This window comes from Bacillus sp. F9_6S_D1_P_5 (genome assembly GCF_054823925.1).
This window is the reverse complement of sequence record NZ_JBTREW010000019.1, coordinates 1-26,873: the sequence shown is the minus strand read 5'-3', so window position 1 is coordinate 26,873 and position 26,873 is coordinate 1. Positions and strand designations below refer to the sequence as shown.

Sequence of the window (26,873 nt, the reverse complement as noted above, 5' to 3'; positions counted from 1 at the left end):
ATCCTCCCGTTTTTTATTATCGTTTATCTATTCGAGTCGTTAAACTATCACCAATCCACTGAATGAAAAATACAACTAGTAATACACAAATTGTCGCGACGATTGTTACATCGTTATTTCCTCGTTGGAATCCTTCTAAATAAGCAAGTGTTCCAAGGCCACCAGCACCAACAACTCCCGCCATCGCTGTATAGCCTACTAAAGCAATTGTCGTAACCGTAATACCAGATACTAACGCTGGTAATGATTCTGGAATTAACACTTTCAAAATAATTGTGCTTGTTTTTGCTCCCATCGCTTTTGAAGCTTCGATTACACCTTTATCAATTTCACGAAGTGCAATTTCAACCATTCTTGCGTAAAATGGTGCCGCTCCAATAATTAGAGCTGGCAACGCTGCACTTGCTCCAAGAATTGTTCCAAGCAAGATCTTTGTGAATGGGATTAATAAAATAATTAAAATGATGAACGGTATCGAACGGAAAATGTTTACGAACGCTCCAATCGCTGTATTAACCGTTTTGTTTTCCCATAAATTATCTTTCGCCGTCATGAAAAGTAACAATCCTAAAATTAGTCCTAAAACAAATGTGGCAAGAGCTGCGATTGCCGTCATATATAACGTTTCACCAGTTGCTTCTAACATTTGATTCCAATCAACATTTGTGAGTAACTTATCCATGTGCAATCACCTCCAGCTCTACTTGATCTTGATGTATTCCCTCTATTGCTTGCTGAATCGCTGTTTCCTCACCATTTAAATGAACAACTAAACTACCGTAAGAACCGTTATTCGTTTGTGCGATATTCCCTTGCAAAATGCTAACTTCTATATCACTGCGTTGCATCAACCTTTGAAGTACTGGTCTTTCTACAGCCTCACCGATAAACTGCAAACGAACTACTTTACCATCTGGATATTTTTCAATTAAACTTTCAATCGTTTCATTTGTATCTTCAGAATCCGTTAACTGCTGTACAAATCGTTTCGTAATGTCTTTCTGCGGATTACGGAATACATCAAGTACTGGACCCGTTTCTACAATCTTTCCTTTCTCCATTACCGCTACTCGATTACAAATCTTTCGAATCACATGCATCTCATGTGTAATAAGTACAATTGTTAAACCGAGACGCTTATTAATATCTAATAATAAATCTAAAATTTGATCTGTCGTTTCTGGATCAAGAGCTGATGTTGCTTCATCACATAAAAGCACTTGTGGATTGTTAGCTAATGCTCTTGCAATACCGACGCGTTGCTTTTGTCCTCCGCTCAGCTGAGATGGATACGCGTCTCCTCTTCCCTCTAATCCAACAAGATGAATTAACTTATCCACACGTTTTCTTCTCTTCGCCTTATCAACACCTGCAATCTCAAGTGGGAACTCGATATTTTCGCGTACAGTTCGTGACCAAAGTAAGTTGAAGTGTTGAAAAATCATTCCGATTTCTTGCCTTGCCTTACGAAGTTCACTTCCTGTAATTGCTGAAATCACGCGATTTGCAATTGTAATTTGGCCAGAAGTTGGTTTCTCTAATTGATTGAACAATCTGATTAAAGAACTTTTCCCAGCGCCACTATATCCGATAACACCAAAGATTTCACCTTTGTCTATTTTTAAATTGGCGTTATCTACAGCAGTGACATCACCGCTTTTTGCTTTATATATTTTCTTTACATTCTCTAATAGAATCATGGTGTATCACCCCTTTTTTGTTTAAAAAGCGTAAGCGGCTCGTTTAGAACAAGAGGACGCCCGAATCCCTGACGTAGAGGCGCTTTTTGCCTCATAGGAAGGGATGAAACGACCGACTGTTCTAGCCGCTTAAGCTAGATTTTTGGATCGACTCCGCAATTTTTTATGTTTAATGCGTGTAGTCCACCGTTATCACTACTTTTATTATTTGAATGTCCTCCACATTCAAACAATAAAAAAACCTTTCTGCTTTAGAGAAGCAGAAAGGTTTATGTGCGTATATAACAACATTATCCCTCTCTCTCATCTCTCAAAGCATTTGCTTTGCAGGAATTGGCACCATTTCAACATAAGTTGACGGTTGCCGGGCTTCACAGGGCACAGTCCCTCCACCTCTCTTGATAAGAGAAATCAGATTACATTTTCGTCTGATTTGTAATTTATGAAATTGTCTATATTTTATGAATTGAATTGTATCAACATACACACACCATGTCAACAGAAATTTTAGCAAAAAATGAAACTTCAGAATTTTAAGCACCTACTGACATCGGTTTACATATGTGAAACATCGATTCAACTAATAGCATCGTTCGATAAGTTCCCGAATATTGTACACGTCCATCGTTCATTAACATTTGCAACCTTACATTGCCGTTCACCAATTGTTTTACATCTTCTTCATCTACACAAACGATTTGCTCCGTTCCTCTTTCTTCATGTAGCAACTCTATATAATCTCTTGAAATTTGTAACGAACAACTCTCATCTCCAAAGCGGAAATTAACAGTTTTTTCTCCTTGTCTTAAAAGCGGCTCTAAATGATATTGACCATTAGCGTAATTTACAAATGATTGCAGCAAAGAATATAATTTCACCCTAAATCACATCCTTCATATCACTTTCTATTACACATACCATTCCCTCTCACTAAAGAGCAATCCTGTTATTTTCGCTCGACAAATACTGTAACCACCCTGCATCTCGACATATTTCCCGAGAAATATGTCGAGGCGGCAAAAACTTTGCCGCCTACTTTAATTCCGTATATAAATATTCAACCGAATGAAATGCATATATCTTCTTCATGAGTGTCCCATTTTCAAAAACAAGTAAACACGGTACACTTTCGATTCCATACTCTTTCGCTAAATGCGGAGCATAATTTAAATCTAACATTCCAATTTTCAAATCTTCAATTGTCATCTCAACGACAGTTAACATCTTTTTTGCTAATTGGCATGTTCCACACATTGGAGTATATACATATAACACTGTTTTTTCTTCGTTCTCTATTAGGGCTGTTGCTTCGGCTCCTGTCCAGTCAATCACTTCTATCATTCCTTACCGTAAATATTCTGTATAAACGTCAATGTCAGCTCCCCATAATACATTTGCTAAGTGTGAAGATGGCGCAGTTGCCACTTCTCGGTACGAGCGATCAATATAAATATGCTCTGCTTGCGGAAATTCTTTTCGAAATTGTTTCCTTAACTTTTCTCCAGCATCATCAGCATCCACTAGCACATACACTTCCTTATCAAAAAACTGATCAACGAGCTCATCCATTTTCGACAAACCAATTGTACCATTTGTACAAACAATTTCCACCGGTTCACGAATAATAGATTCAATCTTTCTTCTATCTGATGTACCTTCTACAATAATGACTTTTTCCACATAAATCATATGTCATCACCCGATCACCATATACTATACAACCTTTAACTTAGTATATAGTATATTCGTTATTTTCATGTTGTTTCCTGTTTATTTTTGCAAAAGAAAAGCGGAGGCGGCTCGTTCAGAACAGGAGGGCACCCGAACCCCTGAACTAGAGGCGCCTTTTGCCTCAAGTGAAGGAGTGAAATGACCGACTGTTCTAGCCGCTGGAGCTAGATCATAAAAACTTAAACAAAAAAGTTTTCCCAAAAAACGTTCTCCTACACGATAATTAGTATATGATTCCACGTTCATTATTTTTCACAAAATAAAAAAGGACAGCACAAAGGCTGTCCTTTAGTCGACTATAATTAGTCTTGGTTTGTCATTTCTGCATATTTTTCTGCAGTTAATAACTTCTCAACTTGGCTTGCATCAGAAAGTTCAACTTTAACCATCCATGCACCCTCGTATGGAGATTCGTTAACAAGTTCTGGTTGGTCACTTAATTCTTCGTTTACTGCTACAACTTTACCACTTACAGGTGCGTATAACTCAGAAACCGTTTTAACAGATTCTACGCTTCCGAATGGCTCGTCAGCTTCGATTGTTGCACCTACTTCAGGAAGTTCAACGAATACGATATCGCCTAGCTCACCTTGTGCAAAGTGAGTAATACCGATAACAACTTCATTACCTTCAGTTTTTACCCATTCGTGTTCTTCAGAGTAACGTAAATTATTTGGAATGCTCATGACTGTACCTCCAGTGAATGTATTAATTATGTAAAAATACCTTATTGGTACTTTTTCCACACACTTTCAAACTGCTCTTCGTTAAAACCAAGTGTTACATTCGTTCCATCTGTTACAATTGGACGTTTAATCAACATGCCATCAGATGCTAAAAGCTCGTACATTTCGTCTTCACTTGCATCCTTTAACTTATCTTTCAGACCAAGTTCACGGTAACGCATTCCACTTGTATTAAAGAATTTTTTTAATGGTAATTCACTTTTTTCATGTAAATTACGTAAATCTTCTTTTGATGGTGGATTTTCAACAATATGAATCATCTCATATGCTACATCGTTTGCCTCAAACCATTTCTTTGCTTTTTGACATGTGCCACACTTTGGATATGAATAAAATGTTACTGTCATAAATTCACCTACTTTTTTACTAACCTTTACCTTTATCATATAGAAAACGTTTTATTATTTCAAACGATTATTCGCTAAACTTTTACTTATTTCGTGATAATTTTTAATAATCCTGCTGATTTTTCTTATTTTTCCGCCATTTGTTAAGAAAAAATAAATATATAATTTTTTTAGATTCTTCTCTTATCACTCGCCGAACATATATCTTAAACAAACGTTTGATTAAATCCCTATTTTTCTTCATTAGCCCTTGATCTGCATCGACTTCTTCCTACCGAACATACATCTTAAACAAACGTTTGATTAACTCCTCATTTTTCTTTGTTAACCCTTGAGCTGCATCAATTTATTCCTACCGAACATACATCTTAAACAAACGTTTATTTAACCATTTCAGCCTATAGTCACAAAACCCGGAAACACTTTAAATGACAAAGACGTACATATAAAAGGAACTAACGATTTTGGCCGTAAGAATGAGAGTATTCCGTGATGTTGAAGAAATTACTGCAAAGAAAAAAGACGCATTTAAATGGATGCGTCTTTTGGAGATGTTTCTTTTGTGAAATCATATAAAGCAATTGCGCCTAAAATAACTAATATACTTTCAGGGGCATCTAACAAAATAGTTCTCCAAGTTTCTGATATTACCCATTTAATACCTGCCGCTGATTCAAGATATGCTTGAAAATAACTGATTGTAAAATCAATTACAAATAAACATACAAGTAATGTTAGACCAAATCGAATTAATTTCTTGTTTGTAAACATGTAACACCTCTCAAAATTCATTGGATATTTCTGATTTCAGTTCATTACATATAAAAATCTCTATATTTAATTTTAACATACGTAATATCCAAATAAATACAATATGCATTTTTGCATATTGTATTTACAGTATTCCATAATTTCGATTAGTAACCTCATAAACAATGGCATCAGTTGAACCCACTATGTAACCGATTCCTGCATGCGAAATAAAGGAAAGCCTCTTATACAGGCTCCTTCCTCATCTATTCAAATAATCTGCAATTGTTTGAAATACGACGATATACATATTATGAATACTTTCTTCAGTATTTCCACCATTCGATAAACCAACTGCCCATTGTTGTCCTTCACCACTTCCGATATTTGCAAACCCTTGCGTATACATAGCATTTACATCTTTTCGGGCACTGTTATACTCTATCCCTTTTGTAATAAACGTTGAATATGATTTATCTTGTAAACCGATAAAAAACACTGGTTTCTTTAGCGATGAAAATACATCTTTATACTGCTCTGTTGAGGCTTCTTGAAAGTGATTTTTCATGACAAGAAAACCATCCACTTCCTTAGATTTCTTTTCCAGGTCCTCTAACTTCATTTCCTCAAACTTTATATTCCTAAACGTATCTTTCGGTTTTTCTCCAACAACTCCAATTACGAGTGCTCTTCCGTTATATTCTAATTTATCTCCTTCTTTATCCTTTGCACACCCAGCACCCACTAGGCATATCAATATAAAAAATAAGAAATACGATAAACGCTTCATATAGCACCCTCCCCTTCTTTTCAGTCAAGTGACAAAAACGTAAGGTTAATTCAAGAAAATGTAAGTAAAATCGATAGCCCAAATTACGTTTCTATATTATAATCAATTGAATTTACTTACATTACTAAACATAGGAGATTATCATGAAGAAATTTAAACTTTCATCTTTTCTTCCGTTAAGTTATATACTTCTACTCGTACTCGTAAGTCCCCTTTACGATGTATTAAATAAATCTACTGTACACGCAGTAGATGTCACAACTGTAGTAGATGATTGGATTCCATTTGTGAAAGCATTTATTATTCCTTATTTACTTTGGTTTCCTTACTTATACGGCGCACTTATTTATTACTGCTTTGCGGATCGAAAACAATATTATGTCACTTTAAGTAGTATCATTCTTGGAAAACTTGCTTGTTTTTCTATTTATTATTTTTGGCAGACAACTGTACCACGTCCAACAGTCGTTGGATCAGACGTATTTTCCGAACTAGTCCGCTATATTTATAGTATCGATCAACCGGTAAACTGTTTCCCTAGCATTCACGTTCTTACTACCTTTATCATTATGTTAGCTGCCTTTAGACGTAGAGAACAACATGCTTTTGAATATTACATTCTTACCTTCTTCGGTACGCTTATTATTTTATCAACGCTATTTACGAAGCAACATGCATTTGTAGACGCCATTTCTGGAATGACGCTTGCAAGCATACTGTACTTCGGCGTTCAGCTGTTACTAGCAAAAGAAACAGTACGTGTTCCAGTAAAACAAAATCACAAAATGTAAAAAGCAGACTGTGGCTTCCAGTCTGCTTTTCTCTATATAAAAGGAGATTTTCAATTTAAGATTGCGGTACAGTCATATCACCAGAATGAATACGACCTGCTTTTTTAAGAACAATGTAAAGTATATAAGCAACAGCTACTGGAATGACGATATAAGTAATTACCATCGCCGGGAGAACTTCCCATCCTTGGCTGGAAATTAAATTAATTGGTGCGATAAGAGAACTTAATCCAAGACCTGCAATTTCCTTTCCTGCTTCCAGTTGGAAAATTAATGCGGATACTGGACCGACTATAGCACTGGCGACGACAGTTGGAACGAGAATCATTGGATTTTTAGTGATATTTGGCAACTGTACTTTCGGAGTACAAAGTGCTTGAGCTAATATGCCACCTAAATTGTTTTCTTTCGCTGAGATAACAGAGAATCCGATAAACTGAGCGACGCATCCGGCAAGAGCAGCACCACCTGCAACACCGTCTAAGCTAAGTGCGATCGCTAACGCAGCTGATGAAGCTGGAGAGATAAGTAATAGTCCCCAAACGACTGCAATGACGATAGATGCGATGAACGGGCTACCAGCTGAGCTATCTTTAATAAACGCTCCAACTGTATTTAAAACAGGAGTAATATTATGAGATAACCAAATACCTACTAAACCAGAACCTAATATTGCCGCAAATGGAACGAGCATCATATCTAACGCAGTTTTTCCACTTAAACGTTTACCAATATATACAGCTAAAGTCGCTGTTAATAATGCACCGATTGGCTCACCTGTTTTAATAATTAGACCTGCTTCAGTAATTGAAATGGATCCGGCACCAATCGCTCCAGCTACCATAGCCGAGAAGATTACAAGTCCATTTGCACCGAGCATAAAAGCAATTCCGGCACCAATGGCTGGTGCCATAAGTGATTTTGCAACAACTCCGATTGTAATAAGCAACGGAATATCAACAATTCTTCCTATATTTTCGATTAGTAAACCAATTCCAAGGGATACGAAAATACCTTGTGCGATTCCAGCTGATGCTTTAAATACACGAGACATTATATATTCCTTCATTTGTTTCACCTTCTCCTATAAGTTAGTAACCAATTGTTTTCATATAATCACGTAAAATATCGTTTGATTTTGCGAATCGAGATTCTTCATCCTCTGTTAAATTTAGTTCTACAATTTCTCTTATACCATCTCTAGTAATAATAGCTGGTACTCCTGTGCAAATATCATATTCACCGTACTCACCATCTAAAATAGCTGATACAGCAATGACACGGTGATCATCGTTAAAGATTGAACTCGCAATATATGCTAGAGAGTTTCCAATTCCGTAATAAGTAGTTCCTTTACGCTTATAAATTTCCCATCCAGCTTTTGCAGTCTTCTCAACAATTTCATCTAAATCTATTTCACCAAATTTGTCTTTTTTCTCTTCTAAAATTTGTAGAATTGGCTTTCCACCAACAGTTACGTGAGACCAAGCAACCATTTGAGAATCACCATGTTCTCCTAATGAATACCCATGGATACTACGAGGATCTACATGTAACATTTCAGATAAAATTGTTCGTAAGCGAGAAGAATCTAGTGATGTACCAGTACCGATTACACGATTCCTAGGTAATCCAGATAATTTCCACACTTCATATGTAATAATATCAACTGGGTTCGATGCAAGTAAGAAAATACCGTCAAATCCACTTTCCATTACACCGCCAACAACACTTTCCATAATTTTCGCACTCGCTCCTAAAGTATCTAAGCGACTTTGCCCAGGCTTTGGTGCTGGTCCTGCTGTAATAATAACGATGTCCATATCTTTACAGTCTTCATAGCTTCCTGCATATACTTTTGTTCTTGTATTTGTAAAGTTAATGCAGTGTGATAAATCCATTGCTTCCCCAACTGCACGTTCATGATTTATATCAATTAATAATAGTTCTTCGCAAATGCCTTGATTTACAATGGAATATGCACAACTTGATCCAACTAATCCAGTACCGATAATTGCAATTTTTCTTGTATTTCGTTTCATGGCAATCTCTCCTAATTGATCATATAATCTATTTCTTTTGTTCTTTACACTCCTAATTATAGAGGTTCCCACGATAGAAACCATGGATACTTTGTGAAATATTGAACAAAGTTTTTGTCCTTTTTGTGAATTGTTATATTCCATTTTCGTCATATTTGTTACAACTGGAAAAATATTTATTATATATTTATTGACATACACAAAAGAAAAAAACGAGCGACTTCATTCGCCCGTTTTTTCATCCCATTATTCTGCACTTAATTGGCCTTTTAATTGCTGTACAATCATTGGGTTAGCAGGTGCTGCCGGTTTGTAATAACTCTTTTGCTTTGCGTACTCATACATATTACGTTGACGCATCTCATCTTGATTACGAATTTGAATTAACGTTTGATGTAACTGTTCATTATCAGACTGAGCAATATAATTTGCATAACTTGTTAAACTTGCATTTAATCCTGCTAAATAATCATTTACCATATCTTTTTCATTCATGTTCCGCTTCCTCCTATCCTAGGAAAGTCATTAATTGCTGTTTCGTATTTCGCGCATCTTGCGCATCTTTTTGTAGCATTTGTTTCAGTTGTGGATCCGTACACGTCTGTGCATACTGCTCCAACTTGTTAATAATTGTTGCGTGTCCACCAATTAAATGACGTAAATTTTCTACTTCAAGCTCTGTTAAATTTTGCATAGAATACTCCTACCTTTCTTTATTCGTTCACTGTTAGTATTTAGCTATTTTTTGATTGTATACATGAATTAATTTTTTCACGTGCATACAAAATAAAAGATGAATAGCTGAGCCATTCATCTTTTATTTTGTATGTATTTATTTTTATAGAGATACAATCATACTTATACTCACAAGTAAGTTCCATACAATGTGTAACATAATACTAGGTATAATAGATTGCGTCTTTTTGTATAACATTGCAAATACCATTCCCATAATCGTTGCCGTAATTAGAAGACCTTCATGAAGAATTCCAAAAATGAAGGAAGAAATAATGATACTAACTAAAAAATTATATCTCTTTTCTAAAAATCGATATAAAATACCTCGAAATAAAATTTCTTCTTTAACCGGTGTAATGATAGCAACACTTAACACATATATAATACTTTGTATGCTATTTTGAAGCCCTAAACTCCCTAATTGTTCCTTTTGTTCTGCTGCACTTTCAAAACTAAACACATGTAACATTAAATATTGTGATACTGCAATGACAATAAAACCAATTAATAGATATAAATATGTCTGCCCACTCTTCAAAACGGATAAATCCCAAATAGATTTAATAAAATGAAAAACCGGTTTATAAGCTAATAAAACGATCGCAACAACAGATGCATCGAATAAGAGCAAATAATATCCTTCTAATTTAGTACTTAATGCTTCTTCTCCATAAATCTCAAAGGCTAAACCAAGGAATAATCCTCCTAGGAGTGAAATCCCTATAATCATTGCTATCATTACAAATAGATTTTTATATGTTATATTCTCTATTTTTCTTTCCGCACTATACGCTTCTAACACTGTTTTACTCACAGTATCCCTCCAGTTATTCTCATTTATCTCAATAAAATCCTTTAATTTAAATATAAAGATAATATAACAAAAATTTCAAAAAGAATAATATGCAATTTTACATATTATGAAAATTTTATAGTTTTAGGAATAGGATTGCTATGCAATAATTATTATATGAAATTTCAAAAAACAATTCCTATCCACCGTAACCCTCACATCCTATAAAAATTATTAGTTAAAGGAGCAATAAACATGAAAACCCACGACTTCCTTACAGAAATCCAGAAGGGCTCTGAACCTAGTCCCTATCAAGATCCCATCGTATTCAGTTTCGTTTGCTTTTTCTTAGCGATATATACATTTTTCAAACCTGTAAAATGATATCATTTCATGAGAAAAAGCCTACCATTCTTTTCGAATCATATGCACAAAAAAACCTTAGAATTGCTTCTAAGGTTTTTGGTTGTCTCGCTTCCTATTCACTTTCGCATCACATGTAATCCTTTAATAAACGTTTTTAATAATACATGTAAACTTGTATCTAAATCTAATGGTAGACCAAATCCACCTTGCTGTTCAATAGACGCAAATCCATGACAAATACTTCTGAATCCACGTGTCGCGTGAAGTGCATTTTCCCCTTCTAAGCCGTACTGTTGTAACACCTGCAGACAAAGCTTTACAATCCCGTCACCTGCTTTTCTTACTTCTTCATCTCGTAAAAAAGTTGCTTCATACAGTCCAGGATGTTTACGTACGAATGCTACATACGCTTCTCCTAAAGCGTGAATTGCTTCATCCATACATTTACCCTCAGCAGCTTCTTCCAATCTGTTATGCAGCTGTTTTATTCCGTGAATACCAAGATTTTTCCGTACATCTTGTAAACCTTTCACATGATTGTATAGCGAGGGTGAACGTACCCCTAATGTTTGCGCTAATGAAGCTAACGTTACTTCTTGTATTCCATTTGTATCTGCAATTTCTGCCGCTGTTTCTACAATTTTCTGTAATGTAAGTCCGATTCTTGGTGACATAAATTAATCCTCTTTTCTACTTTCTATATTCCGCTTAGCTTCCTTAATAGCAAGTTTTATGACAGTGTCTGGATTCTTTATCATTTTCCCATGTCCTGCCGCAAGCAAGGAAGGCTCATATTCGCTTAGCTTCTCTGCACTTTGTAATGATATTTCTTTGCTCCACGTTGCCATCGCAGGAAACGGAAACCAAAATTTCATTTGTCCCGAAACAGCCATACCGCCTCTTGTTTGAAATGCATCCCCGACAATAAGAGCTTTATTTCGCACATCAAGAAATGACATGGAGCCTGGTGTATGTCCAGGTGTCATAATTGCAAGAAGCGATCCAACTCGGTCGCCATCTTCTAATAAAACATCAGGTACCGTTTTTACCTTTTTAGGTACACCGCCTTTTATCGGTATATTCGGTTCATCCTTTTGTAACGTCGTATCTCCTTCTAACAGCTTTGCGTCCCGCTTAGAAATATAGACTGGAACATTAGGGAGTACTTCCTTTAATGCGTCTAATGCACCGATGTGATCATCATGCGCATGTGTTAATACAATGTTAGTAATTGGTTTCCCTATTTTCTCAGCCGCCTGTAAAATACCTTTTGCGCTATACGGCAAAGCCGCATCAATTAAAGTTAAACCATCTTCTTCCTCCACAAAGTAACAATTCACTGGAAACACTCTTGGCAAAAATGACAATTGATATACCGTTTTTTCATGTATCATTCTCATATTTCCATCTCCCTTTTCACGAAAACTAATACCATTAGTTTTATTATACTAATGGTATTAGTTTTATGTCACTAAAAATTTATTTTTTTCAGAAAAAAATAACAGTAGTCGTATAAACGACTACTGTTATTTAAAAATATTAAACTGTGTAACGCTCATCTTCTAAAATTTTCGCAGCAATTTCACGTTTCTTCGGAATTACGTTAATTGGTGTGTGGCGAGTTAATTTACGTAATGATGATAACATCATGCGCAGCATGTCGCCGTTTTCAACTGCGATAAGTGTTTCTTTCGCATCTGCTTCGATTTCGTTGAATGCTTCTTGGCAGAATACTTCAGTGTATAACACTTTTTGTTTATTCTTTTCAAGACCAGTTGTTTTAATCGCTTTCTCTGTACGAAGAACAGCTGACTCCATTGCGTATAAGTTGCTTACGATATCAGCGATATTCACAAGAATTTCCTGCTCTTTATCTAATGCTTTACCGTATTTTTGAGCAGCTAATCCAGCTACCATTAAGCCGATTTTCTTCGCGTTACTTACTAAATATTTTTGAAGTGCTAATGGCTCATCGCCTACTTCTTCTGGCATCATCATCATTAACTCTTCTTGTAATTTTTGTGCCTTTTGAAGAAGTGGTAATTCACCTTTCATCGCTTTACGTAAGAACGTACCTGGTACGATTAGGCGGTTAATTTCGTTCGTTCCTTCGAAAATACGGTTAATACGAGAATCACGGTACATTCTTTCAATCTCGTACTCTGCCATAAATCCGTAACCACCGTGAATTTGAACACCTTCATCTACTGTGTAATCTAGTACTTCAGAACCGAATACTTTGTTTAAAGAGCACTCGATTGCATATTCAGCGATAGAAGCTGCTACTGCTTTACCATCCTTCACTTCTTCTTCAGATAATGTGCTCATGCGGCTTTCGAATAAACCTACTGTACGATATACAGAGCTTTCAGCTGCATATGTTTTCGCTGCCATATTCGCAAGTTTCTCTTGAATTAATGGGAAGCGAGCGATTGGTTGTTTGAACTGTTGACGTTGGTTTGCATATTGTGCTGAAATTTCTACTGCACGTTTCGCAGATCCAACTGTACCAACACCTAATTTATAACGGCCGATATTTAAAATGTTGAACGCGATAATATGGCCTTTACCGATTTCACCAAGTAAGTTTTCTTTCGGTACTAATGCATCTTCTAAAATTAACGTACGAGTTGAAGAACATTTAATACCCATTTTCTTCTCTTCTGGGCTTGTAGATACGCCAGCATATTCTTTCTCTACGATAAATGCTGAGAAGTGCTCTCCATCAATTTTTGCGTACACGATAAATACGTCAGCAAATGCAGAGTTTGTAATCCATTGTTTTTCACCATTTAATACGTAATGTGTACCTTCTGCATTTAAACGTGCAGTTGTTTTTGCACCTAATGCGTCAGACCCTGAACCTGGCTCAGTTAATGCGTATGCAGCTAATTTCTCACCAGTTGCAAGTAGTGGTAAATACTTTTTCTTTTGCTCTTCGTTACCGAATAACACGATTGGTAAAGATCCAATACCTACGTGAGCACCGTGAGTAATTGCAAAACCACCAGCGCGCGAGAATTTCTCTGCGATTAACGCTGAACTTACTTTATCAAGACCAATTCCACCGTACTCTTCTGGTACGTCAGCGCCTAATAAACCAAGTTCCCCAGCTTCTTTTAAAAGACGAACAGAACGATCAAACTCATGTTGCTCTAAATATTCAAGCTCTGGAAGAACTTCATTTACGATAAAGTCCTCTGTCGTTTTTGCAATCATTTTATGCTCAGATGAAAAATCTTCTGGCGTAAACACTTGATCAATCGTAATCTCATCAACTAAAAAGCTACCGCCTTTAACCGCACTTCCTACTGTTTTTTCCATGAAAATTTCCTCCTTCATATTTTCATGAGCCGCTTCTTCCGTTTTGAAAGAAGCTGGCTCTCAATTTTATTTTTTATAAACCTTGGTTGCTTCCATTCTTTGCATTGGTGACGTCTCATTCTGAGCGAGCCGCCTCCACTTTTTTTATAGTAATTCAAACACTCCTGCTGCTCCCATTCCGCCGCCGATACACATTGTTACGATACCGAATTGTTCGTTGCGGCGTTTCATTTCGTGAATAAGAGATAGTGTTAGTTTTGCTCCTGTACAGCCAAGTGGGTGTCCAAGTGCGATTGCACCGCCGTTTACGTTTACTCTTTCTTCATCTAAACCAAGTTCACGAATAACTTGAATCGATTGAGAAGCGAATGCTTCATTTAGTTCGAATAGGCCAATATCCGATAGCTCTAAACCAGCTAATTTTAACGCCTTTGGAATTGCTGCGATTGGTCCGATTCCCATTACTTCTGGTGGTACGCCAGCTACTGCAAATGAACGGAATTTCGCAAGTGGTTTCATGCCATCGCTCACTGCTTTTTCACGATCCATTAATAGTACAGATGCTGCACCGTCACTCATTTGTGAAGAGTTACCAGCTGTTACAGAACCGCGAACGTTAAATGCTGGACGTAGTTTACCTAAAATGTCTAGCGTCGTTTCTGCTCTTACACCTTCGTCTTGTGCGAAAATGATTGTTTCTTCTTGCAGTTTATTGTTTGATCCAACAGTACGTAACGTTACATCTACAGATACTGTTTCATCAGCGAAGTTACCTGCAGCTAATGCTTTCGCAGCGCGTTGATGACTTCTTACTGCAAATGCATCTTGCTCTTCACGAGAAATTCCATATTTCACAGCAACTTGCTCTGCTGTATGTCCCATACCCATATAATATTCTGGAGCCGCTTCTACAAGGCGACTATTCGGACGAACAACGTGTCCCATCATCGGAACTAAACTCATTGATTCCGCTCCGCCTGATAATACAGCTTCCGAATGACCAAGCATAATACGCTCTGCTCCGTAAGCGATACTTTGTAACCCTGAAGAACAGTAACGGTTAATTGTAATAGCTGGAACATCATAAGAAAGTCCTGCTAATCCGCCGATATTACGAGCCATATTTAAACCTTGCTCTGCTTCTGGCATCGCACAACCGAAAATTAAATCATCGATTGGTCCTTCATAATTCGCACGCTTTAACGTTTCCTTTACTACTAACGCCCCTAGATCGTCAGGACGAACTGTTTTTAATGAACCCCTCTTTGCTTTTCCAATTGGTGTTCTTGCTCCCGCAACAATGACAGCTTCTCTCATGAACGATATCTCCCCTCGTTATTAGTTACGTAATGGCTTTCCTTTTACAAGCATGTGCTGCATTCTTGCTTGTGATTTCATCTCACTTACTAAGCTAATAAATGCTTCACGTTCTACATCTAATAAATACTGCTCATCAACTTCTGTTCCGTACGGCACTTTTCCGCCTGCGATGACATATGCAAGTTTCTTCGCAATGTGAAGATCATGTTCAGAAATGTAACCTGATAAATGCATTGCTTCTGCACCAAGTACAAGAGTTGCATATCCTGTTTCACCAACAACTGGTATCTTTTTACGGATTGGCGCTTTATAGCCAGCTTCATATAAAGCAAGTGCTTTCTGTTTCGCATCATATAGTAAGTGATCACCATTCACACTAATACCGTCTTTATCGCCTAAGAAGTTGTTCGATACAGCTTCTTGTGCTGATGTAGAAACTTTCGCCATCGCTACAGATTCGAATACTTTATTCGCAACTTTTTGCAGATCAAACTCTACACCGTTTGGCATTTTATTTAAGTGTTTAATGTATAGCTCTTTATTACCGCCTCCGCCAGGGATTAAGCCAACACCAACTTCTACTAAGCCCATATACGTTTCACTAGAAGCTTGAATGCTAGCTGCTGGTAAGCAAACTTCTGTACCTCCGCCAAGCGTCATACCGTATGGTGCTGCTACAACTGGCTTAGAAGAGTACTTAATTTTCGTCATTGCATCTTGGAAGTTTTTCACAACCAACTCAATTTCAAAGTAGTTGTCATCTTGCGCTTCCATTAAGATCATTGCTAGGTTTGCACCAACGCAGAAGTTCTTCGATTGGTTACCGATAACAAGACCTTTATAATTCTTTTCTACTTCATCAACAGCGTAGTTAATCATTTGCGTAATATCCATACCGATTGCATTGCTCTTCGAATGGAATTCTAAGCAAAGGATACCGTCGCCTAAATCGATTAAGCTCGCTCCGCTATTTTTCTTTAATACACCATTTTTTGCTTTTAATTGTTTAAGAGAAATCGCCTTTTTATTACGCTCAATTAGCTTATATTCGCCATTATCGTAATAGTAGCTATCTCCGTTATCATGTTTGTAGAAAGTAGTGAAACCTTTCTCTAACATTTCTTTCACCCAAGTCGGAACAACTACGCCGTTTTCTTCCATCTTTTGAACGGATTTTTCAACGCCGATTGCATCCCAAACTTCAAATGGTCCTTGCTCCCAGCCGAAGCCCCACTTCATCGCTTGGTCAATTGCAACGATATCGTCAGCAATTTCTTTATGAAGCTTTGCAGAGTATAAAAGAGTCGGTGTGATGATGTTCCATAACAACTCTCCTGCGCGGTCTTTCGCATATACAAGCGCTTTCAATTTATTCGATAAACCTTTTTCTTGTTTACTTAACTCGATAGATGCAGCTTTTAATTTTTTACGAGCTTCGTATTCCATCGTTTCAGGATTTAGTTCTAAAATTTCTTTTCCTTGTTTTAAGAAGAAGCCTTGACCTGTTTTGCTTCCAAGCCATTTTTTATCAAGCATGTCATGCATGAAAGCTGGTACTTTAAATACATCACGCTCTTCTTCTTGTACGTTTTCATATACGTTATTTGCAACGTGTACAAATGTATCTAAACCAACAACATCTAATGTACGGAACGTTGCGCTCTTCGGACGACCAATAAGCGGGCCTGTTACAGAATCAACTTCCCCAATGCTATAACCGCGTTTTATCATCTCTTGAAGAGTTACTAATAAACCGTACGTACCGATGCGGTTTCCAATAAAGTTTGGTGTGTCTTTTGCGATAACAACGCCTTTTCCAAGAACGTCTTCGCCAAATAGTTTCATGAAGCTTAATACTTGTGGATCTGTTTCTTTCGTCGGTATTACCTCTAGAAGTTTTAAATATCGTGGTGGGTTAAAAAAGTGTGTGCCTAAGAAGTGTTTCTGGAAGTCGTCTGAACGACCTTCTGCCATTTTTTCAACTGAAATGCCTGACGTATTCGAGCTTACAATAGAACCCGGTTTACGAACAGCATCTACTTTTTCAAATAGTTTCTTTTTAATATCTAAGTTTTCAACTACTACTTCAATAATCCAATCTACATCAGCTAGACGCTCAAGATCATCTTCTAAGTTACCTGCTTCAATCAGTGCTAGGTTTCCTTTCACTGTCAGAGGAGCTGGTTTTTGCTTTAATAGTTTTTGCAGTGCCGTATTACTAAAACGATTTCTCACACTTTTATGTTCTAATGTAAGTCCCTTCGCTTCCTCTTCTTTTGTTAGCGCAGGTGGTACAATATCAAGCAATAATGTCGGAATACCAATATTAGCTAAGTGTGCCGCAATCCCTGAACCCATTACGCCTGAACCTAGAACAGCAGCCTTTTTAATTTGGAACATCCAATTCTCCCCCTATTCTTGAATGAATGCTCATTCAATTTTTCGACATAAGTCGCAATCAATGAGTGAGCCTCTACTAATAAATATATGATACAGTTTGAATTTTCGCAATATATTTATTGATAAAATTTTCTGAAATAAATATATTTCTTTTATTTGCCCATGCTATATGTATGTATTTTCTTCACTCAAATACACTTTTCCTTTTTATAATCTGACGAAACTGGAGGAATAAATATGGCAAAACTTAAGAAGAACCCTTCAAAGGCTGGAATTAGTGCAGCAAGCGTAACTGGAAATGCAGGTCCGCATAATCACGGTGTGGAAAAGGGCCGTCAAGGTAATAACCAACAATATAAGAAGCATAATATGGGCGAAAAATAACGGTATATTTTTGGGCAGAAAACGTGGCATAATGGGTAATGGCTGCTTTTTCTGCCCAATTTATTTGTACATATGGAAAACAAAAGAGGGAACGATGATGAAACGAACGATAGTTATGATTGTAATGATTGCTACACTATTTACAGGGATGATTTTCTTCTCTTACGCACAAAGACAGCAAACTGTAAGAGCCGATCAACCTAGTATCACTGGGCAATACGCCATTACAATCGATGCAGACACAGGTGAAATTTTGTATGGAAAACGAGAAGACGAACGCTCTTATCCGGCTAGTATAGCCAAAATGATGACAACCCTTCTTTTACTAGAGAATGTAAAAGAAGATGAAGAAATTACAGTTACAGCGAATGCAATTAAAACAGAAAGTCAAAGTAAGAAAATTAAACTTCGTGTTGGGGAAAAGTTAAAGCGTGATGAGGCATTAAAACTTATGCTTATCATTAGTGCAGACCCAATAGCTGAATCTATCGCAGAACATATTGCAGGATCAAAAAATGAATTTGTAAAAATGATGAATGCTAGAGCGAAGGAACTTGGTACAAAGCATGCAACTTTTAAAAACGCAAGTGGTGCTGATGCACTCGGAAATAAAGTATCACCATATGACATTGCTATGATTACGAAAGAAGCATTAAAGTACCCAGTTGTTTTAGAATATATGAATTCAACACGTACAACTCTACATACTTCAGAACGATCTCCAAACATCGCAAACTATGGACGAGAAGAACTATATGACGATCCATATGCAATTGGAAGTAAAAGCGGTCTGTCAGCACTCGGAAAATATACGGTCGTAACAGTGGATGAGAAAGACGGTAAACGCGTCATTAATGTTGTATTATCTTCTACTCGCACCCAGCTATATCCTGATACGAAGAAAATGGCACATTACGCATTTCAGCAATTAAAATAACCAAGGAGTATTGTCTCCTTGGTTATTTTTTAACCATACCTTTTAATACGAACGCAACGTTTGCTGGACGCTCTGCTAGACGACGCATGAAGTAGCCATACCAGTCGTTTCCATAAGGTACATAAACACGCATTTTGTAACCTTCTTTTACTAGCTCAAGTTGACGCTCATTACGAATACCATATAACATCTGGAATTCAAATTGGTCTCTTGGAATGTTGTGTTCTTCGGCAAGTTTTTTCGTATATTCAATAATCGCTTCGTCATGTGAAGCAATTGCAGTATAATTTCCATTTAATAAGTGCATTTTAATAATTTTTTTATAGTTATCATCTACATCTTTCTTATCAGGGAACGCTACCTCTTCAGGCTCTTTATAAGCTCCTTTTACAAGACGTAAATTAGGACTATAAGCATTTAATTCTTCCATATCTTTTTCTGTACGATATAGGTAAGCTTGAATAACTGTACCAATATTATCATACTCAGATTTTAACTGTTTAAAGATATCAATTGTCTTTCCGCAGCGTGTATAGTCTTCCATATCAATAGTAACAAACACACCATTTTCTTTTGCAGCTTCCAAAATACGGCGCATATTGTTCATTACGATTTCATCAGAGATATCTAATCCCATAGAAGTCATTTTTAAAGAAAGTTGCGAATCAAGACCTTCTCTTCCAATAGCACGGATCGCTTCAATCGATTGGTTAGCCATTTCATTTGCTTCCGCTTCATTATCAACGAATTCCCCTAAATAATCGATTGTTACACAAAGTCCTTGCTTGTTCAATTGTTTAATAGCTGCTGTCGCTAATTCAATCGTCTCCCCTGCGACAAAGCGACCTGCACCAAAGCGTAAACCGTACTTTTTAGCCAGTTTTGTTAGCGCTTTATTTTTAGATAAGAAAAGAAACGAATTTCGCATTAATTGTTCCATGTAATTCACCCCTATGACTTAATTTATCTGTTTTTTACCCCTCTTCAAAATTATATCATTGTTTAAAATTATTGGATACAAATAATTATTTAGATAATTTATAAAATACTATAAAAACATTTAAAACCCTATATTCTCGCTTATAAATATGCCTGAAATATTTTTCGACATTTAGAAAAATGGAGTTTACTAGGCACAAAATAAGCATGTCGAAAATATTCGACATGCTTATAAAACCCTTTATATTCCATGTAAATTATATAAGGATATTAATACAGAAAACTTGAGATTATATTTACCTCGATTTTTTTATTGCTCATTTCTCTTCTCTTCATTCAGCCTTTTAATATCTGTAATTAACTGTACCATCTCTTCTTTCGCATCAGGATATGTTTCATTCCAATGCTTCACTAAAGCCGGCATTGTCTTGGCTATGTAAGAATACAGTGCCCACTTCTGCACCTGTTCTTTTCTCTCTTCATTGCTCTCTCCAAGTAATAGTTCCGTGTATTTCTCTAACAACCCGTCAAATTGTTCGTTAAACTTTTCACTCATCTTATCTACCTCCTATATGAAAAAAGCAGCGAAAATCGCTGCTTTTCTTTATAATTTTGATCGAACAGAGTTTAATTTCTTCTCCATTGTGCTTACTTTATCACGACGATCATCGATACGAATTGTTGTCGCAACGCGCTGCGCACCTTTCGTATATGGAACTTCATGCATTTGTTGAATTACTTCTAGAATGACAGGAAGATCTCCTTCAATAATTGTATTCATTGGTGTTAATTGATATTTCACGCGATCTGCATTTTTCTCTAACACCTTTTGTACTTCTGCTACATATTCACTAACACTTGGATTACCCGTTCCAACTGGAATAATCGATACATCAACAATTGCCATAGTAGTCTTCCTCCTATAATTGCTTCTTATATATCCATTGTCTATTTTACCGAAATACTCATCATTTTACTAATTTGTTATTCCTCTATTTTAAACTGCTCAACTAATCTTTCTAAGTCTCTCATATGCTCCGTCAAACTTTCCATCGTATGAGCTACCTTCTCTAGATGATTCACTTGAGATTCAGTTGCAGCATTTACCTCTTCCGAAACAGCTGCGCTTTCTTGACTCGTACCAGCAATTGTATGCATTACCGCTGTAATTTCTCCTTGCTCGTGACCGATGTTATGTACCTCTGCTACAATTTGTTCCACTGACGTACTAATCGTATTTACAACTGACATAATTGTGCGGAATTCCGTTTCTGCCTCTGTCGTAACTTTATTTTGTATATCCGCAATGTCTTTCAATTTACTTACAACTTCTACAACTCTTCTTACCTCTACTTGTACATCACCAATCATCGTCGCAATTTCTACTGTTGCTTCTTTTGATTGTTCCGCTAATTTCCGAACTTCTTCCGCAACAACAGCAAAGCCTTTACCTTGTTCACCCGCACGTGCCGCCTCGATTGAAGCATTTAAAGCAAGTAAATTCGTTTGATCCGAAATACCTTTTATAAGCTCTACAACATTTTGAATCGACCCAACTCTTTGCTCTAACTTTCCGGATGCTTCCTCTGTATGAACAACAATCGAAGAGGATTGGCTCCTCGTACGAACTAAATTGCGCATCGTATTTAACCCTTGCTTAGATGCCTCTTCAGCTTTGCCAGCCACACCTTTTATTTCCCCAACAGAGTTATTCATTTGTTCCACTGACTCTGCCATATTCTCGAGCTGCTCTGAAACTTCATCGACACTATTAGCAAGAGTAGACGCTCCTCCGCTCACATCATCCATTGCGCCTGACACTTCTCTACTAGCTGCTACAGTTTCATTCGTTAAATAATGTAGATTATTCGTTGATTGTTGCACGGTTGATACACTATTTTTAATTTTGCTTACCATTTCATTCATTTGCTCAACCATATGATTAAAATGGTTCGTCAGTTCTCCAACTTCATCCTTACTTGTCACTTTCATTTGCAACGTTAAATCACCTTCTGCTACTTTTTGAACGTGATTCGTTAATAGTTGCAGTGGTCTTGCTAATCTTCTTGAGAACAAGTATGAAGCTACGATTCCAACTAATAAGCTAATACATGCCATTATAAGGACTGTATTTCTCGTACTATTTAATAGCCCATCAATCGTGTCCTTCGGATAAACAATCCCAATTTTCCATTTCATCTTATCAAACAGTTGACTATAGGCTACTACATCGTTCCCGCCTAATGTCGTCACCGCAAATTTTGTTTCATCTTTATTTAAACTTTTTACAAGTGATTCTTTTGAAACATCTTTTCCTACTTGCTTTGGATATACAATGGCAATATTTTTATCATTTACGATAAACATTTCTCCGCCATTATTATATTGAATATTATGGAGTAGCTTTTGAATTGTTCCTAATGATACATCCATTGCTACTACCCCTAATACTGAACCATCCTGTCCGACAATAGCTTTTGAAACCCCAATACTTAACTTACCTGTCGCGATTTCATATTGTGGTTGCCCCCAAATAATCGATTTTGTATCAGATTCTGATGCTTTATACCACTGACGACTCGTTGGATCATACCCTTCTGGTACTTTTCCTCCGTCAGCAAGATTTGCACTCAACGTTTTTTTATCTTTCGTTCCAATGTATACATCTAAAATATCAGGATGGTTCTTTTTAAATCTTGAAAACTCTTTTAAAATAAAGCTCTCTTCTTCTAGAGTAACTCCATCTTGTAGCATATTTTGAATATCATCATGACTTCCATAATGCCCCATATCTTCTTCAATTCGCTGCATAAATGCAGTTAACTGCTCTGTCACAAGATCCATCGTATTTTGAGAATACTGGTCTAAGGAGCGCACTTCCTTCTCTTTCTGTAATTGATACATAGCTGTACCTAATATTACGAACATCATAGAAATAAGCACCGAAAATACTACCGCAATTTTTAAACGTAAACTTCTCAACATCTTCCCCCAAGCATCCCCTTCTCGTTGTATTGTAATCGTATTAATCACTATATTAAGTATAATGGATAAAATTAAAAAATTGAAATTAATTCTCAACTCAATCTCATTAGAAAACCTACTACTTGTGTAAAAACAAATAGTTCATTATCCTTAAGCTATATAAAGTGAAACTTTAATCAGTGGGGTTTTGTTCTTCCCACTGATTGTTAGCCTTCACCAATCGGACATTTACGGGCAGCCCGCCTCCCACCTAACCCCTTTGCTCCAGCCAAATTTTGAGGCGGGAGTCTTACTGCCCGTTAATGTGGGATAATCTCATTCGTTCGGAGGGAACTATGTTACAAAAATTCGGTTTCTCACAATATGAAAGCCAAGCTTATGAAGTTGTCGTATCAAGCAACGAACCACTAGATGCTACAACAATTGTGAAGCACTCTGGTGTTCCAAAAGCAAAAATATATGAAGTGCTAGCACGCCTGATCGATAAAGGAATGGTAATGGATTCTGTTTCAGAAAAGAAAAAGCTGTATACAGCATTACCACTCAAGCTAGCAATTGAAAAATTAACGACAGAATTTCAATCCAATATTAAAGAATTAGAGACAACTATATCGCAAAAATCATTTACAGATGACCGTGTATGGAGCTTAAAAATGCAATCTTCTATTCGCGTTCAAAGTAAAGAACTTATCGAAAGTGCAAAAGAATCGATTCGCATTTCAGCTTGGAACGATACTCTTTTAGAATATCTTCCTTCATTAGAAGAAAAGGCGAAACAAGGCGTCAAACTTGAATCGCTTATAGTTGGAAAAGTAGAAACAGAGTTAGACAACATGCATTTTCTAATCCCAACAGAAGAACCTAATGCATTAGAGCGCTACTTGTTGCTCATCGTTGACGACCGTGAAATTTTATTTGCTGGTGTAGAGCAAGATTCATGGCAAGCAATGAAAACAATGTCGCAACCTTTCGTAAAGTTCTTTACAGAATTTTTCTATCACGACGTTGCACTTGCAAAAATTACAGAGAAGCATCTGGATCTCTTTATGCAAGATGAGGAAATTAAGAGTTTGTTGAGGAAGTTGAGATACTAAAAAAAACGCCTCTATTACAAGGCGTTTTTTTCTACATTTCTTTTCTATTTTTCATCCTTAACACATAAGCACCAGCAATAATAAAACCAATTCCTAAAACGAATAAAACCGTAAATTCATTGCCAACGCCGCCAGTAGCTGGTAAACGCACTTCATTATGAGTATTAGGTTGTTGCATTGGCTTCACATCAGCGGAGGGGTTCACTTCTCCACTCGGTGTTGGCTTATTTGGCTTAGAAGGAAGTGATGTCTTTTCTTCTTTCTTATTTTTCACAATATGTTTAATAATTTCTCCATCCTCTTTGATTTCAAACGCGAATGTCTCTTCATTTATTACATAGCCATTCGGCGCTATTGTTTCTTTATACGTATACTTTCCGTATGATAATTTAAATTTCGCTACACCTTTTTCATCTGTTTTCCCTTTTACTACTTCTTTCCCTTGTTCGTTGTAGATTGTAAACTCTGCATTTGGCAGTTTCGTATTCCCATCCGCTATATCTACTTTCGTTATTTCTAATTCACCTTCTACTTTCTTATCTTGAACGATATGTTTAATAATTTCTCCATTCTCTTTTATTTCAAATGCGAATGTCTCTTCATTTATTACATAGCCATTCGGCGCTATTGTTTCTTTATACGTGTACTTTCCGTATGGTAGTTTGAATTTCGCTATACCTTTTTCATCCGTTTTCCCTTTTACTACTTCTTTCCCTTGTTCGTTGTAGATTGTAAACTCTGCATTTGGTAGTTTCGTATTTCCATCCGCTATATCTACTTTCGTTATTTCTAATTCACCTTCTACTTTCTTATCTTGAACGATATGTTTAATAATTTCTCCATCCTCTTTTATTTCAAATGCGAATGTCTCTTCATTTATTACATAGCCATTCGGCGCTATTATTTCTTTATACGTGTACTTTCCGTATGGTAGTTTAAATTTCGCTACACCTTTTTCATCCGTTTTCCCTTTTACTACTTCTTTCCCTTGTTCGTTGTAGATTGTAAACTCTGCATTTGGTAGTTTCGTATTCCCATCCGCTATATCTACTTTCGTTATTTCTAACTCACCTTTTATATTTTCATTTTTCAACTCTAATACAGCAGTTTCACCAGTTTTCACTTCAATTTTTTTAATACTTCCGTCTAACACATATCCAGCTGGCGCTTGAATTTCTTTGACGCTATATATACCGATTGGAAGATTCCCTAGCTCCGCAATCCCCTTATCAGTAGTCGTGACATTTTGTTTAAAGTTTTCATTAGAAACTTCAAACACCGCTCCTTTTAATAATTGCTTTTTTTCTCCTAATTTCACAATCTTTAAAGAGCCTACTGATTCCCAATTTACAACTAAATCTGTACTGATTTTCTCACTATTTCTTTGTAACAATACTGTTGTATTTTGAACTTTTTCCGATCCTTTAAAAGCTATTGCTTGTAAATTTGTTAAAGTAGACTTCACTTTCATTTTAAAATTACCACTACTCGTATCTTTCGGGATTAAGATTTTGAATTTTTCGTTAATTGATAATGTAGTTTTCTCTTCCCCTTGTTCATTTACAATTCGTATCCCTTTAGGAGCACCTTCAGGAAGAATTGTATAAGAGCCAGAAACTGAATTCGTTTGAATCGCATAAAATCCTGTTTCTAAATACTCTCCTTTTTGTGTAGCAGTTTGTGTGTCTACAGGATTAACTTTAAAGAATACATCTTGTGATCCAGTTTCTTTTTTTGAAGCCTCTACTAAACGCTTCATAAGATTATGTACTCGTTCATTTTTTGCAACTAAATCTTCTACCGTTAATTCATTTGCTGCAATCCATACCGCTAATTGTGTAGCATAATGCGCTTCTTCTACTGTCGCTACCCCTAATTCAGATGGGCTTTTTTGAGGATATCCATTTAATAAAACACGATATACGGCATCAGATGTTTTCCCCATTTCAGGCAAATCCTCTCCATTTGGAGAACGCAAATCAGGCGTTAAACAATACGCAATACTCCCCGAAGCCGTTTTAATTATTTCTGTCTTTATTTCACGATGTTTCGAATTACTATAACTCCAATCCATTTTATATGTTTCTCTGTTCATTACTTCTGCCTTTACTTGTGGCATTGCAATTCCTAATAAAATAATAAGAGCACTTAAAAAACTAAACCATTTCCCTACCATCTTTCGTTTCATTCTCTCCACCACCATATATAAATTTCTACATGAAGCAATCTTACTGTTTCATTGTACTTATAGTGAAAAAAAGAGAATAGGTGGTTTTTTTGTATTATCTTGTCGAATTGTTGAGAAAGTTTCAAAGTAATAAGCAACATTAAAATTGTTTGTTCTCCTGCTGCTATTGACAAATGAATGTCACATATTTAAAATTTTTAAAAATAATAAAAAGGCACTTTATAAGTGCCTTTTTTACAGAGTGTTGGGAAACCCTTTAGGGTTCCCAACACTCTGGAATATTTATGATTTTAATGAAAGAAAACCATATAAAATCATAAACTTTATAAAAATAGCCCGCCACTAACCCCTTTTTGGTTAGATGGAGGGCTATTTTTTTCATGTTTTGACAAGCAGCGGTGAGGTAAGCTTGCATTTGAACAGACTTCAGCCCTCGAAACCGGGCATAGCGGTAGCCATGTAGCTCTTTGGCATCCGCAAAGCTTCGCTCTATAGTTGAACAACGTAC

Annotated in this window: 29 protein-coding genes and 1 riboswitch; of the genes, 4 read left to right on the top strand and 25 right to left on the bottom strand. The window is 36.5% G+C overall.

Going from position 1 to position 26,873, the window contains the following annotated elements:
• Positions 1–16 precede the first annotated feature (16 nt).
• The 9 genes from ACUXEY_RS20880 to ACUXEY_RS20840 form a co-directional block, all read right to left on the bottom strand.
• Entirely contained in the window at positions 17–682 is a 666-nt protein-coding gene (locus ACUXEY_RS20880; RefSeq protein WP_144615265.1) for a methionine ABC transporter permease, read from the bottom strand.
• Entirely contained in the window at positions 675–1,700 is a 1,026-nt protein-coding gene (locus ACUXEY_RS20875; protein WP_461301524.1) for a methionine ABC transporter ATP-binding protein, read from the bottom strand. Before ACUXEY_RS20875 ends, ACUXEY_RS20880 begins: the two co-directional genes overlap by 8 nt.
• 300 nt (positions 1,701–2,000) lie before the next feature.
• A riboswitch (SAM riboswitch) is annotated at positions 2,001–2,108 on the bottom strand.
• 125 nt (positions 2,109–2,233) lie between these two features.
• Positions 2,234–2,578, bottom strand: a complete 345-nt coding sequence (locus ACUXEY_RS20870) for a hypothetical protein (RefSeq protein ID WP_000781217.1) — start codon at positions 2,576–2,578, stop codon at positions 2,234–2,236.
• A 154-nt stretch (positions 2,579–2,732) separates the two neighbouring features.
• Entirely contained in the window at positions 2,733–3,041 is a 309-nt protein-coding gene (locus tag ACUXEY_RS20865) for a thioredoxin family protein (RefSeq protein ID WP_002008881.1), read from the bottom strand.
• A gap of 3 nt (positions 3,042–3,044) precedes the next feature.
• A complete protein-coding gene (locus ACUXEY_RS20860; protein ID WP_000640869.1) occupies positions 3,045–3,389 on the bottom strand; it encodes a toprim domain-containing protein in 345 nt (114 codons plus the stop codon).
• A 344-nt stretch (positions 3,390–3,733) separates the two neighbouring features.
• Entirely contained in the window at positions 3,734–4,117 is a 384-nt protein-coding gene (gene gcvH, locus ACUXEY_RS20855; RefSeq protein WP_000026896.1) for a glycine cleavage system protein GcvH, read from the bottom strand.
• 41 nt (positions 4,118–4,158) lie between these two features.
• Positions 4,159–4,524 (bottom strand): arsenate reductase family protein, encoded by a 366-nt coding sequence (locus ACUXEY_RS20850; protein ID WP_000218968.1) that lies wholly within the window; start codon positions 4,522–4,524, stop codon positions 4,159–4,161.
• Positions 4,525–5,052: 528 nt separating this feature from the next.
• Entirely contained in the window at positions 5,053–5,295 is a 243-nt protein-coding gene (locus ACUXEY_RS20845) for a DUF3937 family protein (RefSeq protein WP_461301523.1), read from the bottom strand.
• Between the two features lie 241 nt (positions 5,296–5,536).
• Positions 5,537–6,064 carry a hypothetical protein gene (locus tag ACUXEY_RS20840; protein ID WP_461301522.1) on the bottom strand — a complete coding sequence of 176 codons (528 nt, stop codon included), beginning with the start codon at positions 6,062–6,064 and terminating at the stop codon, positions 5,537–5,539.
• A 143-nt stretch (positions 6,065–6,207) separates the two neighbouring features.
• On the opposite strand from ACUXEY_RS20840, the gene ACUXEY_RS20835 reads away from it, so the two are divergent.
• The gene (locus ACUXEY_RS20835) at positions 6,208–6,855 is read left to right on the top strand and encodes a phosphatase PAP2 family protein (RefSeq protein ID WP_166704737.1); all 648 of its coding nucleotides are present in this window, start codon (positions 6,208–6,210) and stop codon (positions 6,853–6,855) included.
• 55 nt (positions 6,856–6,910) lie between these two features.
• Here ACUXEY_RS20835 and ACUXEY_RS20830 read toward each other — a convergent pair whose 3' ends face one another.
• The 10 genes from ACUXEY_RS20830 to ACUXEY_RS20785 form a co-directional block, all read right to left on the bottom strand.
• Entirely contained in the window at positions 6,911–7,924 is a 1,014-nt protein-coding gene (locus tag ACUXEY_RS20830; protein WP_461301521.1) for a PTS transporter subunit IIC, read from the bottom strand.
• 22 nt (positions 7,925–7,946) lie between these two features.
• Positions 7,947–8,897 (bottom strand): L-lactate dehydrogenase, encoded by a 951-nt coding sequence (locus ACUXEY_RS20825; protein WP_461301520.1) that lies wholly within the window; start codon positions 8,895–8,897, stop codon positions 7,947–7,949.
• 246 nt (positions 8,898–9,143) lie between these two features.
• Complete coding sequence (locus tag ACUXEY_RS20820) at positions 9,144–9,392, bottom strand: spore coat protein (RefSeq protein WP_001002985.1); 249 nt, start codon at positions 9,390–9,392, stop codon at positions 9,144–9,146.
• 13 nt (positions 9,393–9,405) lie between these two features.
• Positions 9,406–9,591 (bottom strand): hypothetical protein, encoded by a 186-nt coding sequence (locus ACUXEY_RS20815; RefSeq protein WP_001180555.1) that lies wholly within the window; start codon positions 9,589–9,591, stop codon positions 9,406–9,408.
• A 144-nt stretch (positions 9,592–9,735) separates the two neighbouring features.
• Positions 9,736–10,449 (bottom strand): CPBP family intramembrane glutamic endopeptidase, encoded by a 714-nt coding sequence (locus ACUXEY_RS20810; RefSeq protein WP_166704739.1) that lies wholly within the window; start codon positions 10,447–10,449, stop codon positions 9,736–9,738.
• 461 nt (positions 10,450–10,910) lie between these two features.
• Positions 10,911–11,468 carry a TetR/AcrR family transcriptional regulator gene (locus ACUXEY_RS20805; RefSeq protein ID WP_461301519.1) on the bottom strand — a complete coding sequence of 186 codons (558 nt, stop codon included), beginning with the start codon at positions 11,466–11,468 and terminating at the stop codon, positions 10,911–10,913.
• 3 nt (positions 11,469–11,471) lie between these two features.
• Positions 11,472–12,194, bottom strand: a complete 723-nt coding sequence (locus ACUXEY_RS20800; RefSeq protein ID WP_461301518.1) for an MBL fold metallo-hydrolase — start codon at positions 12,192–12,194, stop codon at positions 11,472–11,474.
• Positions 12,195–12,333: 139 nt separating this feature from the next.
• The gene (locus ACUXEY_RS20795; protein ID WP_208326615.1) at positions 12,334–14,118 is read right to left on the bottom strand and encodes an acyl-CoA dehydrogenase family protein; all 1,785 of its coding nucleotides are present in this window, start codon (positions 14,116–14,118) and stop codon (positions 12,334–12,336) included.
• Between the two features lie 144 nt (positions 14,119–14,262).
• Entirely contained in the window at positions 14,263–15,435 is a 1,173-nt protein-coding gene (locus ACUXEY_RS20790) for an acetyl-CoA C-acetyltransferase (RefSeq protein ID WP_166704743.1), read from the bottom strand.
• A 21-nt stretch (positions 15,436–15,456) separates the two neighbouring features.
• Complete coding sequence (locus ACUXEY_RS20785; RefSeq protein WP_461301517.1) at positions 15,457–17,838, bottom strand: 3-hydroxyacyl-CoA dehydrogenase/enoyl-CoA hydratase family protein; 2,382 nt, start codon at positions 17,836–17,838, stop codon at positions 15,457–15,459.
• Positions 17,839–18,075: 237 nt separating this feature from the next.
• On the opposite strand from ACUXEY_RS20785, the gene ACUXEY_RS20780 reads away from it, so the two are divergent.
• A complete protein-coding gene (locus ACUXEY_RS20780) occupies positions 18,076–18,222 on the top strand; it encodes a YuzL family protein (RefSeq protein ID WP_001096344.1) in 147 nt (48 codons plus the stop codon).
• A 97-nt stretch (positions 18,223–18,319) separates the two neighbouring features.
• A complete protein-coding gene (locus tag ACUXEY_RS20775) occupies positions 18,320–19,159 on the top strand; it encodes a D-alanyl-D-alanine carboxypeptidase family protein (RefSeq protein ID WP_429601920.1) in 840 nt (279 codons plus the stop codon).
• A gap of 22 nt (positions 19,160–19,181) precedes the next feature.
• On the opposite strand, the gene ACUXEY_RS20770 is transcribed toward ACUXEY_RS20775, so the two are convergent.
• The 4 genes from ACUXEY_RS20770 to ACUXEY_RS20755 all read right to left on the bottom strand — a co-directional run bounded on the left by ACUXEY_RS20770 (position 19,182) and on the right by ACUXEY_RS20755 (position 23,083).
• Entirely contained in the window at positions 19,182–20,099 is a 918-nt protein-coding gene (locus ACUXEY_RS20770) for a proline dehydrogenase family protein (RefSeq protein ID WP_048528283.1), read from the bottom strand.
• 309 nt (positions 20,100–20,408) lie between these two features.
• On the bottom strand, positions 20,409–20,654 hold the full coding sequence (locus tag ACUXEY_RS20765; RefSeq protein ID WP_001290594.1) for a YusU family protein: 246 nt from the start codon (positions 20,652–20,654) through the stop codon (positions 20,409–20,411).
• Between the two features lie 48 nt (positions 20,655–20,702).
• A complete protein-coding gene (locus ACUXEY_RS20760) occupies positions 20,703–21,005 on the bottom strand; it encodes an MTH1187 family thiamine-binding protein (protein ID WP_001018860.1) in 303 nt (100 codons plus the stop codon).
• Between the two features lie 77 nt (positions 21,006–21,082).
• A complete protein-coding gene (locus ACUXEY_RS20755; RefSeq protein ID WP_461301516.1) occupies positions 21,083–23,083 on the bottom strand; it encodes a methyl-accepting chemotaxis protein in 2,001 nt (666 codons plus the stop codon).
• Between the two features lie 335 nt (positions 23,084–23,418).
• Here ACUXEY_RS20755 and ACUXEY_RS20750 point away from each other — a divergent pair, with 335 nt between their 5' ends.
• Positions 23,419–24,177 (top strand): TrmB family transcriptional regulator, encoded by a 759-nt coding sequence (locus ACUXEY_RS20750; protein WP_166704747.1) that lies wholly within the window; start codon positions 23,419–23,421, stop codon positions 24,175–24,177.
• A 31-nt stretch (positions 24,178–24,208) separates the two neighbouring features.
• On the opposite strand, the gene ACUXEY_RS20745 is transcribed toward ACUXEY_RS20750, so the two are convergent.
• The gene (locus tag ACUXEY_RS20745) at positions 24,209–26,365 is read right to left on the bottom strand and encodes a SpaA isopeptide-forming pilin-related protein (protein ID WP_461301515.1); all 2,157 of its coding nucleotides are present in this window, start codon (positions 26,363–26,365) and stop codon (positions 24,209–24,211) included.
• 256 nt (positions 26,366–26,621) lie between these two features.
• Positions 26,622–26,873 (bottom strand): transposase (locus tag ACUXEY_RS20740; protein WP_461301514.1); only part of this gene is annotated, 252 nt, incomplete at its 5' end.